13 protein-coding genes are annotated in these 14122 nt (G+C 51.2%); 8 read left to right on the top strand and 5 right to left on the bottom strand.

Annotated elements, in window-relative coordinates:
* Positions 1-8: 8 nt before the first annotated feature.
* Genes ISF28_RS20175 through ISF28_RS20185 form a run of 3 tightly spaced genes read right to left on the bottom strand, consistent with a single transcriptional unit; the run spans position 9 to position 3503 of the window.
* The gene (locus tag ISF28_RS20175) at positions 9-986 is read right to left on the bottom strand and encodes an O-methyltransferase (protein WP_198118970.1); all 978 of its coding nucleotides are present in this window, start codon (positions 984-986) and stop codon (positions 9-11) included.
* On the bottom strand, positions 983-2371 hold the full coding sequence (locus tag ISF28_RS20180; protein WP_198118971.1) for an ATP-binding protein: 1389 nt from the start codon (positions 2369-2371) through the stop codon (positions 983-985). The genes ISF28_RS20175 and ISF28_RS20180 overlap by 4 nt, the downstream gene beginning before the upstream one ends.
* 13 nt (positions 2372-2384) lie before the next feature.
* Positions 2385-3503, bottom strand: coding sequence for a DNA cytosine methyltransferase (locus ISF28_RS20185; RefSeq protein ID WP_198118972.1), 1119 nt, complete (start codon positions 3501-3503; stop codon positions 2385-2387).
* Positions 3504-3902: 399 nt separating this feature from the next.
* Between ISF28_RS20185 and ISF28_RS20190 the strand changes: the two genes are divergently transcribed.
* The gene (locus ISF28_RS20190) at positions 3903-5273 is read left to right on the top strand and encodes a hypothetical protein (protein WP_198118973.1); all 1371 of its coding nucleotides are present in this window, start codon (positions 3903-3905) and stop codon (positions 5271-5273) included.
* Positions 5274-5392: 119 nt separating this feature from the next.
* Here ISF28_RS20190 and ISF28_RS20195 read toward each other — a convergent pair whose 3' ends face one another.
* Positions 5393-5938, bottom strand: a complete 546-nt coding sequence (locus ISF28_RS20195; RefSeq protein WP_198118974.1) for a hypothetical protein — start codon at positions 5936-5938, stop codon at positions 5393-5395.
* Positions 5939-6148: 210 nt separating this feature from the next.
* Here ISF28_RS20195 and ISF28_RS20200 point away from each other — a divergent pair, with 210 nt between their 5' ends.
* The 4 genes from ISF28_RS20200 (at position 6149) to ISF28_RS20215 (ending at position 8906) form a co-directional block, all read left to right on the top strand.
* The gene (locus ISF28_RS20200; RefSeq protein ID WP_370663475.1) at positions 6149-6619 is read left to right on the top strand and encodes a 3'-5' exoribonuclease domain-containing protein; all 471 of its coding nucleotides are present in this window, start codon (positions 6149-6151) and stop codon (positions 6617-6619) included.
* Positions 6620-6693: 74 nt separating this feature from the next.
* Positions 6694-7377, top strand: a complete 684-nt coding sequence (locus ISF28_RS20205) for a hypothetical protein (RefSeq protein ID WP_198118976.1) — start codon at positions 6694-6696, stop codon at positions 7375-7377.
* Positions 7378-7973: 596 nt separating this feature from the next.
* The gene (locus ISF28_RS20210; protein ID WP_198118977.1) at positions 7974-8465 is read left to right on the top strand and encodes an Hcp family type VI secretion system effector; all 492 of its coding nucleotides are present in this window, start codon (positions 7974-7976) and stop codon (positions 8463-8465) included.
* A 6-nt stretch (positions 8466-8471) separates the two neighbouring features.
* Positions 8472-8906, top strand: coding sequence for a BPSL0067 family protein (locus ISF28_RS20215; protein WP_198118978.1), 435 nt, complete (start codon positions 8472-8474; stop codon positions 8904-8906).
* 353 nt (positions 8907-9259) lie between these two features.
* Here the strand turns inward: ISF28_RS20215 and ISF28_RS31065 are convergent, their stop codons facing one another.
* Positions 9260-10339, bottom strand: a complete 1080-nt coding sequence (locus ISF28_RS31065) for a tyrosine-type recombinase/integrase (RefSeq protein ID WP_198118979.1) — start codon at positions 10337-10339, stop codon at positions 9260-9262.
* A 120-nt stretch (positions 10340-10459) separates the two neighbouring features.
* Between ISF28_RS31065 and dusA the strand changes: the two genes are divergently transcribed.
* The 3 genes from dusA (at position 10460) to ISF28_RS20235 (ending at position 14070) form a co-directional block, all read left to right on the top strand.
* Positions 10460-11506 (top strand): tRNA dihydrouridine(20/20a) synthase DusA, encoded by a 1047-nt coding sequence (gene dusA / locus ISF28_RS20225; RefSeq protein WP_198118980.1) that lies wholly within the window; start codon positions 10460-10462, stop codon positions 11504-11506.
* Positions 11507-11849: 343 nt separating this feature from the next.
* Complete coding sequence (locus tag ISF28_RS20230) at positions 11850-13649, top strand: methyl-accepting chemotaxis protein (protein ID WP_229519229.1); 1800 nt, start codon at positions 11850-11852, stop codon at positions 13647-13649.
* Between the two features lie 73 nt (positions 13650-13722).
* Positions 13723-14070 carry an energy transducer TonB gene (locus ISF28_RS20235; protein ID WP_198118981.1) on the top strand — a complete coding sequence of 116 codons (348 nt, stop codon included), beginning with the start codon at positions 13723-13725 and terminating at the stop codon, positions 14068-14070.
* Positions 14071-14122: the final 52 nt, after the last annotated feature.

Raw genomic sequence — 14122 nt, forward strand, 5'->3', positions numbered from 1 at the left:
TGAAATTATTACATAACCACCCTAGTATAAGAAGGCGACAGTCGATAATATCTTACAAAATTCTCCATTAAGCCCAACGCATCTTTCTTATTTCCAATAAAGTAACCCAATTTGGCTTGAATATCTGCTGGGGTTGCTCCAGGAAGTAAAGACTCGATTTCCAATCGTTCTTTCAAAGATAAATCCGGAATACTAATCGAAATTGGTTTTTTCCAGTCTATACACTGGTACTCCCAAGCATAAAGTCGACTTTTTAAAATAAAATCTTTTCGATGACCTTTTTTCAATATGATCGCGGTCGCGGTAAGCATCTGTTGACCATCGGCATATATGAATGCAGTGAGAGGTTGGAGTATCAAATCTGCCGTGCCACTCAGACCTGCTTTCATCGAATTTTCTAAGGCGCGCAAAAGCAGTGTGGGATAAGAATTGGACTTTACACTGTCGCCATCGATGTTGGAAGGAGCGTACGTTGCCAAACGTTGTTGTGCAATCTTCGCTCGGTAATCCAAGAGATCTTCGGTGGTGTTGGTAGGCTCTCCTAAGCTACTGGGATTAGCATTTAGAGTAATCTTGACTATATCTCCAGCCGAAAGTTTGCTAACCAAGCTTTCGACCTCGGCAAGTTGAGTTGGGAGATCTTTCGGGATTGCATAGTCAAACCAAACAATGTTTGATCCTGAGAACGCATGACTTACCAAAAAGTCCCCGCTTTTTTTGTTGCGAAGCTCAATGCATGCTAACGGCAAATTGAATGCCTGCCTTGCGAGGACGTTTTTGTCCACTTCGAGAGAAATCATCTTGCTAATCTTGATTTCGTTATGGAGGAGCTTAAAATCCTCCATGAATGGACCGCCGAAACCTATGTATGTGTACTTTGATATGTTGCGGTAGCGTCCAATTCGGGACAGTAAGTCGACGAAAAGACCACGTTCAATAGCCTTATTTTGTCGCAAGTTGTAAGGAATTGTTCCGCCTAAACTCATTTCCGTGCCCTTCTCAAAGCATCATCAAAGCACTTCATGCCTACATCCATTGGTGACCGATCAGGATCATCAAAGAGCATTTCTGCTACCTCAGCAATTTCACTTGCTGGCCTAGAGAACTTTATTACTTTGTTAGGATCATCATCTTTTGGCAATGGTAAGTTGGGCTTAAAGCGCTTACCTCCAACCCCTCGACTGACTGTAGTCCACTTGTCTTGTGGCACCAAAGCACTGACGCTCTCAGTACGCACCGTAGGTGACGATGAGTTCAGTTGCGAAAGCTCTTTAGTCGACTTCTTCCACTTGTTCGTGAAATCGGTAAAATGCTTTAATCCCTCACGCATGTATTCTTTGACGGCCAAATATAATTCGGAGTTACCGTCAATTCCTCGTTTTGTAGTGGTCAGAGGCAGCTTCGATGCGTCATTCGACTTAAATATGACCGTACCTGCAATGGAAATAAATTGTGTATGGTACTGGGGAACGGTCGCCTCACCCCAGCCGGTAGCCCTTGTCTTATCTGCATATAAAACAACCCTGTCATTACATACTATGGTCCATCCCGCATGTTCTGAGCTCGGACGCCCCTCTAACGCCTCTTCATCTTCTTCATCTTTCGGTAGTGGGCGATATAGGCCTACTGTCAATTCGACAGAAACCTCGCCAATCTTCGCTTGATATAAGAACGGAGCTATTCCTGCATTATTCTTATCGTCGAATATAAGATTGCTGTGAATAGGGGCCAATTTTTCTCCGTTAATCCAGACTTGGAACCCTTTCTCCATAATGTAGGAGTAATATGCTGAGATCGAGGCTTTGAGTTTGTCAACGAAGCCCGTCTCGTTCCCGAATAAGCGCGGAATGCCATCGCGCAGCTCTTCGACTCGAATTAAGGTCCCAGGTTTATCTAAAGCATCGTTATCTAGCTCTAGAGGCAGTTCCCAGTCATTGTCGCTGTCAAGCCAGGTAGGCGGAATATTTACGATAAAACCATCGCTTTTAGTGCGACTATTTATTTGAATGTTCCGGCCCATTTTAAACACTGCACGTTTCATCCCGATACCATAAACGCCGACGGTGGGCAAATCCTTGTCTCGCTGAGGGTCAGGTCGACCAAGACGAAATGCATAGGTCTGCGCTAGGTCTAGTGGAATACCGCCGCAGTTGTCTAAAATCTGAAAGTGGTCACTAGCTAAGGTTATCCAGGCAACACAACCTTTGTAAGGCTTGCTTGTTCTAGCCTTTCCATCTACGGACCGCATGGCTCCATCGACGCAATTATCCAATAGATCTAGAATCGAGTCCTGCAATTCGATATCTCTTGTAAGCATCTCGACAAAAAATCTTTTTGCTGGAGAAGCATTTGCCTTGACAGTGTTTGACATATTTTTAGTGAGACTAAATTAGTTTTGAGCGAATTTTCGTAAATATAAATTCCGAAACTAGCGGGCTGACACTATTCCCGATTTGTCGGAAACTGTGCCATTTAGTTGGCTGAAACACAAACCAATCCGGGAAGCCCTGAAGGCGAGCGGCCTCGCGTGGAGTGATCACTCGTGGGCTAAGATGATGTATTGGCCTAACCGCTTGAAAGCTTCCTTTGTCTGCTGCAGTTCCTGCCCTGAGGGTAGGACAAAAACCGCTTGGCGATAGACGAACGGCTCTTGAAATTTTATCGGTCTCGCCCCAACCGAGCCTCGTGAACCTCTCGATTACATCAGACGTATGACGTGTACCCATACATCCCGATACTTCCATATCCCCGAAAAACCTCTCAAGAGACTCTTGATGGCCGATATTCGATGGAACGTTATTCAAAATTCGTTCAAAGTAATAACCTTCAGGGAGTGCTTCAATAGGGCGCCATCCTGCTTCGGCGGATTGCCACTCACTATCTATATGAACCGGTAGCCCCTCCAAAGCGGTCTCAACGTTTATCGGTTGAATATCAGCCGTAGGAGCAAAGTCTTGGACATCAAAATCGGCGCGAAATCTCCTTTGGTCATATCCAAAGAAAAAAATTCGTGTTCGTGTTGTCGGAGCACCGTAGTCAGACGCCCGAACCTTGATTGGCGGCAGTATTGTGTAGTCTAAGTTATTCAGCTGAGAAAAAGCATTGGTTCGGATCTCGTCATATTTTTCGTCTAGAATTCCAGGAACATTTTCTGCTAGAAAAAACGCCGGTTGAATTTCATGCACAAGCCGGAAGAAATGGTGAAACAAATTATTTCTTGGATCAGCTATATCTCTTTTGCCGATAGCGCTAAAACCTTGACAAGGCGGTCCGCCAACTAAACCGGAGAGTTCACCATTTGATAAACCGACAAGAGACAATAATTCAGCACCCGTCAACTTCGCAACGTCGAGTTTAAGGTGCGTAGAATTTGGAAAGTTGCGTGAATGTGTGTCGACTGCAAACTCGTCGAGTTCTACGGCGCCGCTAAGATGAAAGCCCGCTCGAACTGCTCCTAAGCTAATTCCACCAGCTCCGGCAAATAAATCGATGATACGTGGCATAAAGAACTCTGAATGAATATCTTATGATCGTACCCTAACATTGCTTAAAAGTAAATCGTAACGCGTACAGAAGTACGCGAATGATCAAAATGTTTTGTAGAAGTGCAACTATTTGCCAGTGCAGAGCGGCTGAAGTATCAATTTGCCGGCGCGAAATTTGCCGGGATAGCTGCAGATCAAGGCTTACGCTCGCTCGACATAGCTGGTGCGGTCTTGGTGTAGACGGCGGCATAGACGTGTTCTGAATTGCACCCCGCAGGGGCAGACGACACTTTGCGAAGCGAAGTGTCTAGTCTGCTAATAGCCACTATCCAAGATCAGAAAAAATGCCAATTCCGGCGTGATAATATATTTAAGTGTGTTGCATAAATATAACTATTATTATCATGGGCGGAAATTGTGGAAAACGTACCTAAAAACATGCAAAGAGCCCAGTTCATAAATAAGATTTGGTCTGCTCGCGTACAACTCGATAAGAAGGAAAAGGTAATTGTTCGTGGTAGAGAAATCACACCTGTAGCCTGGTCTGCTTTAGATCTACTCAATGAGGCACTACGCAAAGATGGACACATACCACATGTAAAAGCCCCCAAGCCGCCAGGTATCTTGTACGCATGCAGCGACGACATTCGAGAAGACCCGCTAAAGGTTGCTGATCTGGCAGAAGCCTGGGCCGACTCTCGCAAAGCAGTCACAGGACGGGCGCACCAAAGAAATTCTCCCGTCATGGCATCGACCGTAATTTCTTTGCCAAAAGAAATGGACGACGAATGGCCTGCCTTTCGCGAGGCCTCTTTGAAATGGTTAAAGGAGAAATATGGCAATCGGCTTAAGCTTGTTATCGAGCATGTAGACGAGGAAAATAAACATTTTCACGCTTACTGCATACCACTTTTCGGTATTGGAGAGGATGGAAAACCTTTCTCTGAGCCTTTTGGGGAAGTGCACGAAGGATATGGAGAAAGCCGTAAAACACGTCGCGGAGCAATCGAAAAGACTGGTAATTCTTCAGGTGCAAAGACAGGCAAAGCTTTCGTTGAGGCGATGAAAGAATATCAAGACAAATTTCATCATGACGTGGCACGCCACTTTAATTTAACAAGGCTCGGGGAGCAGAAACGAAAATTAAATCATGCAGAGGCTGTGCGTCAACGCGACATCAAAAAAGCAGAAGCTGAGCGACTGGAAGCAGAGAAGCTGAAAGAGAAGGCGTTCGAGCAGGTACGAGCTGCGATAGAAGGGCGCCGCTTGGCAAACGAAGAAATTGCTAGAGAAAAGGCGGAAGCAGAGAAAGAGGCTGAGGCTCTAAGTAAGCAATTGGTAGAAGACGCACAAGAGAGAGCTAAAGTGGAAGCTCAGCGCATTTTAAAAATTGCGAAACTTGCTGCGGAAGATAAAGAGCGAACCATACTGGCTCTAACGCGAGGGAATGTACAACTTGCGGTGAGTGTCTTTAGAGAGAATATTGAACTTAAAAATGACTTGCGCCTAGCTAAGCGTGCGCTTGAGATAGCGAAACAAGAGATCGAACTTTGGAGACGTAAATTTCACTCTGCCTACAGCTGGCTCAACGAAACAGTTGCAAGGCTTGAGTCATTCGGTTTTTTTGGATTTTCACACATCTTTAAGACAAGTGGAACTGATGCGAAAGGTGTCGCTTCAGATTGCGCCTTGTCGATGACCCCAGATTACGAGGCCAAAAGGAAGCTATTTGATCTGCCAAAGCCTACTCTGGGACGCAGGAAAGAAGAGGGCGAAGATAGTTATTGAAGCTGCGGCTGATACAAACCGAACTTTATTCCGGCATAAGCTACAGACAATCGGTTTTCCTCCTAATTGAAAAAGCCGGATTTTGATTACATTGAAATAATCTGGAAATCGTCGATAGATTAAGTATTTTTAACTAATTTAAGCTGACATGCGCGTTTTTTGTAGTCTGCCGGGATGACGATCTGATGCATGCCATAGTTGCGCATAAAGACTTCGTGGTTGTACTTTGCCTTCGCGTTCTCTTCTAAATATTCGTCAATAGGAACAGTCCATCCGCAATTCTCCGTCTCATCATCTGCGTATTTCTGAAACTGCGGAGCATTTAGTAAGTCATATCGCTCGGAAATTTCTTGTAGTTTCTGGATAACTTCATAAGGGTCAGCTTCATTGCTGATGTAAATTGCAGAGTCGGGCGATTCGGAAAATGGGAGGAGCGGTTTCGACTGCTTGTCAGGGCAGTAGCGTTCGACGATCAAATTCTTGTCGTGGAAATCAACAGCGAGCACTAACATAAGTCCATCGTAGGTTGCCGCTTTTGAAATGCGCTGCAACATGACGATATCCAACTCTCGCAACTCTGCAATTGGAATCTCTTCTAAATAGTGAATCGATTGAATGGTGTAGTAGAAAAATGCTGTGTCCTCCAACTCTTTAGACGAACTCATGTTCACATCCGTTGCGTTTTTTTTAAAAAATCGTTCCTCTAGATCTATATTAGAGAGAATCTTGTGGGAAATTCGAAAACGTAACATTCGCCGAAGATATTTTTGAATTTTGATGCGAAGATCTGCTCATGTTGAGATAATGGATGGGTAACGCAGGTTGTATTTTAGAAAAAAGGATAGTGCGCTATCTATAAAGGAGGTGCTACCTTGGTGCAGCACGTATTTATTGATACGGAATTTACTAATTTTGAAAAACCCGAGCTCATCAGCATCGGGCTTGTTACCCTAGACCGTGATGAATTCTATGCAGAAGTCGAGTACAGTCTAGAAGCATGCACCGACTTCGTACGAAACACTGTGGTCCCGCTTCTCTCGAGTTCTGAGAAATACTCGCTCGCAGAACTCAAGGTCCGATTGTCGGCCTGGGTCGAGGAGATAAAGAAGGGGGAGCCGGTCGTGTTGTGTTTTGATTCAGATTACGATCGAATGATGCTTGAAATTATTTTTGAAAATAATTTTCCGACGGGCGTAAGTTTTCAACGGCTGGGTGCGTCATACATCAATAAGATCAAGCAGTACGAATACCATGTACGCACGAAGCAAGTAGAACATCACGCGCTGCATGATGCACGAGCTTTGCGATATTCACTCCGCCCTTGGATACGGAACGCACAGAAATAAAAAAATAAAAAATTCGCTTTTTGATAGCGTGTCCGACAACTACAATAAACATACGTAATGTGAGGAGCGATGCTATGCCGCGTGAAGAATTGCTTGAGGAGTTGACGGACAATTTCCCTCCTAAGAATATCTACACTTACGATGAGGATGTTCGTTATACGTATGACCGCAAGCGCTTAATGGATGAAGTTTTGCTAGGCACGTTCGAGTCGTACGTGCGCCACGTCGAAGATGAGAAATTCAGCTATAAAATCACAGCGGATAAGAAATTCTGCCTGGAAGTCAAGGCAGAAGGCGAGCGCTGGATTAAGATTTTCGACTACGTTACTGATGCTTTTGACATTGGTGAAGCAGCGTACCGTTTCTTCATAGTTATGCCACGCGCGCTGGACGAAGGTGAGGTGATTTTAGAAGCTGAACGTAACTTAGTTGTTGATCAAGAATCACGTGACAAGCATGATCACTGTGACTATCAAGAAGAGCAGAAGAAGGTGGAAATCATTATGCCTCCAAACTTCACCGCGCAAGGAGCCACGATCAAAGCGACTGTCTATCTCTGTACAGACGGAAGTTACATTTTGACCGTCGCACACTTCATTCCAGGCCGGAAGAAGCGGCGGCTGCTTGATCAGTTTTATTCAGATCCTGACTTCGCGGCGCTTCTAGCTGCAGAGTACGTAAAGCAGTGCGACACCACAGAATTCTTAGGCATTGAAGAAGAGCTATACCAACGGGTGTATAAGCGCGTCACACACTGAGGGCTTTCATATGGGTTCTATGACTCTGCATCCAGCCATGGAAGTGCCGCGCTTAGTCGATTCCGGTTTGCTGACGAAGGCCATGGCGTATCGTGTCTTCCCTGATGGCACGACTTTCTTGTCCTTTTCAAATCGACTGACTGGTCGTCGGCTACATGCCGAGATCTCGTATGACCCTCTCCAGCCGGTTGGACAGCTGTTCGGTATGTGCGTGACTGAAGAAGTTGATGGGGAAGAGCCCGAGGTTGTCTCAGTGTATAGGCACGGTTGTATAGAGCATCTTATACGAACCGCTCAGGGGTTTCTGTGTTACCACGCATCAAAGAGCCGACCAGTCGTGAAGCGCAAGTCGGCAGTCACAATCCGCGTTGATGACGATCTGCGTAAAGCGTTCGATTTTGCTGTTGAGGCAACTGGCGAGTCACAGGCAGTAGTGCTTCGGCAACTGATGAGGTTCTTCGTAGGGACGGGACCCGACCCACGGGTGATTGGTTGATACTACTTGCGCTCTGTCAAGATTCCAGATTGACCATATTTGATACATGGTCGAGCCTATAGTTCAGGATGAGAGGTCCTTAATTGACATGGGGCCTCAAATGGCAAACGACGCATACCTGCAAATCGACGGCATCAAGGGCGAATCGACCGACTCAAAGCATAAAGAATGGATCGAGGTCAGCAACGTCGACTGGCATGTTCACCAGCCGCGCGCACTGTCGATCTCATCTTCGGGACACACGAATGGCAAAGCCGAGCTTTCGGAAATCTCGTTCAAGAAGCTGGCTGACCTGTCATCGCCGCTGCTCTGCCAGACATGTGCCACTGGCAAGACGATCCCGAAAGCCAAGTTTGAGTTTATGCGTGCGGATGGTAACGGTGAGCCCATCAAGTATTACACTGTCGAGATCGAGAACGTGATGATCTCCTCTGTAAGCCCATCAAGCGGGGACGGCGGTGTGTTGACCGAACGGGTTTCGTTGGCCTACTCGAAGATCAAGTGGAGCTACACGCAGCAGAAGATCGCTGGCGGAGCTTCCGGCAATACCTCAGGCGGCTGGGATGCCGCTACCAACAAAATCGCGGCGTGAGCGCCTATGCGCCCCGTCCTCTACGAGGGCGACCTTGGAGAACTGCTCGCGAAATATTTCGGACACTTCGCCGGCAGGAACCAAGAATGCGTCGCCTTCCCGCAAGCAGTTACAAGCATCGGTCACACGAGCCGATGGCAACCCGGTGCGAGGGTGATGGATCAAACGTTCATTACTCCTGGAACGGTGATCGCCAACTTCAAGTTCGAGAATGGCAAGGCAAGGTTCCCAAACATGCACGGCTACCACGTCGCCATCTTTTTGGAATTTGGCAACAGAAGGCCTGGTGGTGGCTATACGCATTTCTGGGTGCTCGACCAATGGCACGGCAAGACCGTCGCGAGGAGGAACAAGAACGCGTGGCCGGTCGACCAGGCCAAGCGGCTCCGTATCCTCCCATGCGACAACGCGGACGACTACTATGTGGTGATGGTGCCATGAGGAAGATCCTACTGATCGGTATATTTCTAGCGTCCGGCGCTAGTGCTCAAACAGTCGAGTGCCCTAAAGTGTCTCAGGGAGCCAAGCTGACCGGAGCGGGCGCGTATTTCGATAAGCAGACCGAAATACAAGGCGCGAGAAGGAAGGTGAAGGGCGGCTATGACGTCGAGCTGCCCCTGAACACAGCATGGCTTGTGTGTGAGTACGGAACTCTTCAGGCTTGGAAAGAAGTGAAGCCTGAGCCCACGGTCAACAGTTGTAAGCTTAGGGTCCGAGGAAGTAAGAAAGACGTAACGGATGTAAAACTGACATGCAAGTAAAACAATGCCGCCCACAGAGGCGGCTTTTCTTAGTTAAGCTGCTTCAGCGACCGGCATGGGCGTCTTCATCATCATGCGAAGCCACGGAAGGATACCATCCTCATCAGGATGCAGATCCTCAGCCTTCAACTGAACGTAGCGAGCAAGCTGCTTCCAGTCGTTATGACCCGTAAAGATCGCGACTCGCGGGATGTCGTAGCCCTTCTCAAAAAGCCGAGAAGTCCCTTCATGCCGGAGGTCGTGAAAGTGTAGGTCTTTTATGTCACAAGCGTTCACTGCACGTGGGAAAATGGTACTGATCGACTTAGGGTCATAGGGAAAAACTTCATCATGAGTGCGTGGCTGGGCAGTCAGGATGGCCCAGGCGTCGGCCAAGAGCGGAACCTTCTGGTGGTTGCCCTTCTTTTTCTTCGGGTGCTTCCGATCTCGTATAATGACAGTCTTTTTCTCGAAGTCGACGTCGGACCACTTGATGCGCGTGATCTCAGCCGCACGCATCGTTGTGGCGATTGCGAAATCGATGATGGCCGACATAGGAATCTCTTGGCGTTTCTTCGCGTCGAAGTGCTTCTTGATCGTCGTGAGCTCTTCCTCAGTAGGGCGTCGGTCGCGTTCATGGGACTTTGGATCAAGACCGGTATCAGCCATGTGCTCGCGCACGTCGGAGAACACTGTCATGTCAAAGTCGTACTTGTGATCTTTGCGACCAGAACGGATGACAGCAGCGATCTCAGCGATGTCCATCGCGATAGTGACGCCGCCCGCGCCTCCTTTTTCGCGGTCCTTGACGAAGGACTTGAGGCGATCATAGGTAAGGGTGGGGAGTACAACGTCGCCAAGCATGCGCTTGATGCGGTTGAGGTTGGCCTTCTTCGTGTCGCCATAGGGTTTGGTCGGCTTTTCTTTCTCGAAGTATTGATCGACGAGTTTCCCTAAGGTGAGGTCCTTCATCGCTCGCTTGTCTTGGTGTTGCTTCTTGAGCATAGCCGACTCAGTGTGGGCTGCCCATGCCTTTGCCTCCCTCTGCGTGTCGAAGTTTGCAGAGGTCGACGGGAAGCCCTTTTTGCGGATGCGTGCTTGCCACTTGCTGCCGATTTGAAGGATTGTTGCCACGTGTTCTCCATGCTGTAAGTTGTCGCGTTCGGATGGCCCGGCCAAGCGAACTCGTGGGTAAATTGTGGCAAGTTTTGTGGCACTGGTACAGTCAAATGTAGTGAAAAATCGTGAACTAAAATGAATGATCTCAACCAAGAAAATCCGGCTTTCTCCTATGAGAACAGTGTGAAAAAAAATATTTACAAGGGACGGAGATTGTCTATTGCTCCGATGATGGACTGGACGGACCGCCATTGCCGCGTGTTCCACCGCCAGATCACGAAGCACACCTGGTTGTATACAGAGATGGTGACGACGGGCGCCCTGGTGTATGGCGACGTCGAGCGCCACCTGCGCCATGACGACGTCGAGCACCCGGTCGCGCTGCAGCTGGGCGGCAGCGATCCGGCCGACCTCGCGAAGAGCGCCAGGCTGGGCGAGCAGTGGGGCTACGACGAGATCAACCTGAATTGCGGCTGCCCGTCCGAGCGCGTGCAGAAGGGCGCGTTCGGTGCCTGCCTGATGCAGGAACCGCAGCTCGTTGCCGATTGCGTCAAGGCGATGCGCGACGCCGTCGCCATCGACGTCACCGTCAAGCACCGCATCGGCATCGACTACGACGAGGAATACGGTTTCGTCCGCGATTTCATCGGCACCATCGCCGACGCGGGTTGCCAAACTTTCATCGTGCACGCGCGCAATGCCGTGCTCAAGGGGCTGTCGCCCAAGGAAAACCGCGAGATCCCGCCGCTGCGGTACGAAGTCGCGTATCGATTGAAACGCGAATTCCCCGATCTCGAAATCATCATCAACGGCGGCATCAAGACCGACGACGAGATCGCCACCCACCTGCAGCACGTGGACGGCGTCATGATCGGGCGCGAGGCCTATCATAATCCGTACGTCATGGCCGGTTGGGATGCCCGTTTCTATGGCGATGCGACCCCGCCCAAGTCGCGCGAACAGGTGCTGGAAGCGATGATTCCCTATATTCGCGCCGAACTCGACCGTTACGGCCCGCTGGGCCTGCGCCTGAACAGCATCACGCGCCACATGCTGGGCCTGATGGCGGGCCTGCCGGGCGCGCGTGGCTATCGCCAATTGCTGTCCGATTCCCGCCGCCTCGCTGCGGGCGATCCCGAACTCCTCCTCGAAGCGGCCGGCCGCCTGCGCCTGGCCGCCTGATTTGTCGTTTTGCTACCGGAAGTCGCTCGACGCGGCCCCGGTTGTTCAAAATGTGCGACATAAAGTGATGCATTTGTAAAATGCTATGCATCATATTCCTTGCTGAAAAGCAAGGGAACACCCATAATCGTGGTTCTTCTCCTTGCACGACATCTAATCCTGTTGTTGTGACGAAACATAATTACAGCGGTGCATGTTTTCTGTCTGCAATTCGCCGTTTTGATTTATCCTGACGGAAATACGTAAGTCCACCGGGAAGATGGACTTTCCGTAACAAAAATGAGACGGTACCGGGGCGGCAGGCACCCGGGCAGGTCCGAACTTGAAACAGGGAAGATAAGGAATGAATCTTGCAAACATGAAAGTCGGCACGCGGCTGGGGTTGGGCTTTGCCCTTGTGCTCGTGCTGCTGGTCATGGTCACTGTCATCGGTGTCCTGCGCATGGCGCAGATCCAGAATCGGCTCGACCACGTCGTCAACGTCAACAATGTGGTGACTCGTCTAGTGGTCGACATGCGCAACAACGTGAGCGAGCGTGTCACGTCGCTGCGCACCTTGACCCTGATGACGGATCCTACCGACATGGAGCCGGAACTGAACCGTTTCAAGGAACAGACCGCCAAATACGACGCTCTGCAGCAAAAACTGGCTGCCAAGTTCTCGGAAGAGTCGTCGGCCGACGAAAAAAACCTGTTGAACCAGGTGAAGGAAGCCGAAAGCACGGCCATGCCGGCCATCGCCAAGGCGTCGGCCCTCTATCTGGCCAATAACGCGATGGACGCCACCCGCGTCATGATCAAGGAAATCCGTCCCGCCCAGAAGAAATGGCTGGACGCGCTGGATCAGCTGGGCAAGCTGGAAGACAAGCAGAATGCGCAAAGCCAGGTGGATGCCGAAGCCGCGTTCGCCAGCGCCCGCAACTTCATGCTCGTGCTGCTGGGCCTGGCCGTCGCGATCGGCATCGTGGCCGCCACCGCCATTACCCGCGGCCTGCTGAAGCAGTTGGGCGGCGAGCCGGGCTATACCGCCAAGATCGCGGGCAGCATCGCCGAAGGCGACCTGTCGATCGCCATCGACACCAAAACGACGGATCGCGGCAGCTTGCTGACCGAAATGAAGCAGATGCGCAACAGCCTGGTCGACATCGTCAGCCAAGTGCGTCGCGGCACGCACACTATTACCACGGCATCGCGTGAAATCGCGGCCGGCAACACCGACCTGTCGTCGCGTACCGAATTGCAGGCCAGCTCGCTGGAAAAGACCGCGTCGGCAATGGAAGAGCTGACGTCGACCGTGAAGCAGAACGCCGACAATGCCCGCGAAGCGAACCAGCTGGCCGCGACGGCATCGGATGTGGCGCGCAAGGGCGGCGACGTGGTGTCGCAAGTCGTCGGCACGATGGGCGAGATCAATAGCTCGGCAAGCAAGATCGCCGACATCATCGGCGTCATCGACGGTATCGCCTTCCAGACGAACATCCTGGCGCTGAACGCGGCCGTCGAGGCGGCGCGTGCCGGCGAACAAGGCCGCGGCTTCGCCGTCGTCGCATCGGAAGTGCGCAACCTGGCCCAGCGTTCCGCCGCGGCGGCAAAAGAAATCAAGCAGCTGATCGGCGACTCCGTCGAGAAGATCGGCCGCGGCAGCAAGCTCGTCGGCCAAGCCGGCGAGACGATGGACGAGGTCGTCGCGAGCGTCAAGCGCGTGACCGACATCATGAGCGACATCGCCAGCGCCAGCGCCGAACAGAGCGCCGGTATCGAGCAGGTCAATCTGTCGATCATCGAAATGGACGGCATGACGCAGCAGAACGCCGCGCTGGTCGAAGAAGCCGCCGCCGCGTTCCAGAGCCTGCAGGATCAGGCTGCGGAACTGCAGCGCGTCGTCAGCATCTTCAAGCTGGCCGAAGGCGAAGAGCCGGTGGTCGCGGAAACGCCGGCACCGGCCGCTCCCGGCCGTGCCGTCGTCGTCTCGCAAGCCAAGCCGCAGCTGAAGAAGCCGGGACAACGTCCGGCGCAACGTTCGGCACAACGTCCGGCGAAGGCCAAGGCGCCGGTCCAGGAAGAACGCCCGGCAGATGCTCCGGCATCGACCGCCAAGAAGGTCGCGGCGGCCGCCGCCAGCGACGACTGGGAAGAATTCTGAGCCAGGACGGCTCGTCCAGGGCCGGTGCCCGCACCGGCATTAAAAAAAACTTTGTTTTTCGGGGGTAATAAAAATGTCCAATAAGAAATTTTATGCGAGCCTGATGGCTCTGCTGATCTCGGGCGTCGCCGGCTCGGCTTACGCAGGCGATACGCCGGCAACGTTCGACCCGTCCAAGTGCAAGGTCGAGTATCCGAAGGCGTCGCTGATGAACGAAGAGCAGGGCGTGACCGTCGTGTCGTTCCTCGTCAACGCCGACGGCTCGGTGGCCGATTCGAAGCTGGAAAAGTCGAGCGGTTTCAAGGGCCTGGACAAGGCCGCGCTGAAAGGCCTGTCGAACTGCAAGTTCAAGCCGGGCACCAAGGGCGGCGCGCCGGCCCAGACCTGGACCAAGGTCGACTACGCCTGGAAGCTGGACTGATCATCCCGGGTGCCGGCCGGCTGGCTCGGCGCTCCAGGTGAGGCAATGCGTC

The sequence above is a fragment of the Massilia rhizosphaerae genome (genome assembly GCF_016093545.1).
Taxonomy (GTDB): domain Bacteria; phylum Pseudomonadota; class Gammaproteobacteria; order Burkholderiales; family Burkholderiaceae_D; genus Telluria; species Telluria rhizosphaerae.

What these genes read in the sequence shown, in the direction of transcription:
- ISF28_RS20175 (WP_198118970.1), bottom strand. Translation starts at nt 986, where the DNA reads ATGAGTTTAGGCGGAACAATTCCTTACAACTTGCGACAAAATAAGGCT.
- ISF28_RS20180 (WP_198118971.1), bottom strand. Translation starts at nt 2,371, where the DNA reads ATGTCAAACACTGTCAAGGCAAATGCTTCTCCAGCAAAAAGATTTTTT.
- ISF28_RS20185 (WP_198118972.1), bottom strand. Translation starts at nt 3,503, where the DNA reads ATGCCACGTATCATCGATTTATTTGCCGGAGCTGGTGGAATTAGCTTA.
- ISF28_RS20195 (WP_198118974.1), bottom strand. Translation starts at nt 5,938, where the DNA reads ATGAGTTCGTCTAAAGAGTTGGAGGACACAGCATTTTTCTACTACACC.
- ISF28_RS20205 (WP_198118976.1), top strand. Translation starts at nt 6,694, where the DNA reads ATGCCGCGTGAAGAATTGCTTGAGGAGTTGACGGACAATTTCCCTCCT.
- ISF28_RS20210 (WP_198118977.1), top strand. Translation starts at nt 7,974, where the DNA reads ATGGCAAACGACGCATACCTGCAAATCGACGGCATCAAGGGCGAATCG.
- ISF28_RS20215 (WP_198118978.1), top strand. Translation starts at nt 8,472, where the DNA reads ATGCGCCCCGTCCTCTACGAGGGCGACCTTGGAGAACTGCTCGCGAAA.
- dusA (WP_198118980.1), top strand. Translation starts at nt 10,460, where the DNA reads ATGAATGATCTCAACCAAGAAAATCCGGCTTTCTCCTATGAGAACAGT.
- ISF28_RS20230 (WP_229519229.1), top strand. Translation starts at nt 11,850, where the DNA reads ATGAATCTTGCAAACATGAAAGTCGGCACGCGGCTGGGGTTGGGCTTT.
- ISF28_RS20235 (WP_198118981.1), top strand. Translation starts at nt 13,723, where the DNA reads ATGTCCAATAAGAAATTTTATGCGAGCCTGATGGCTCTGCTGATCTCG.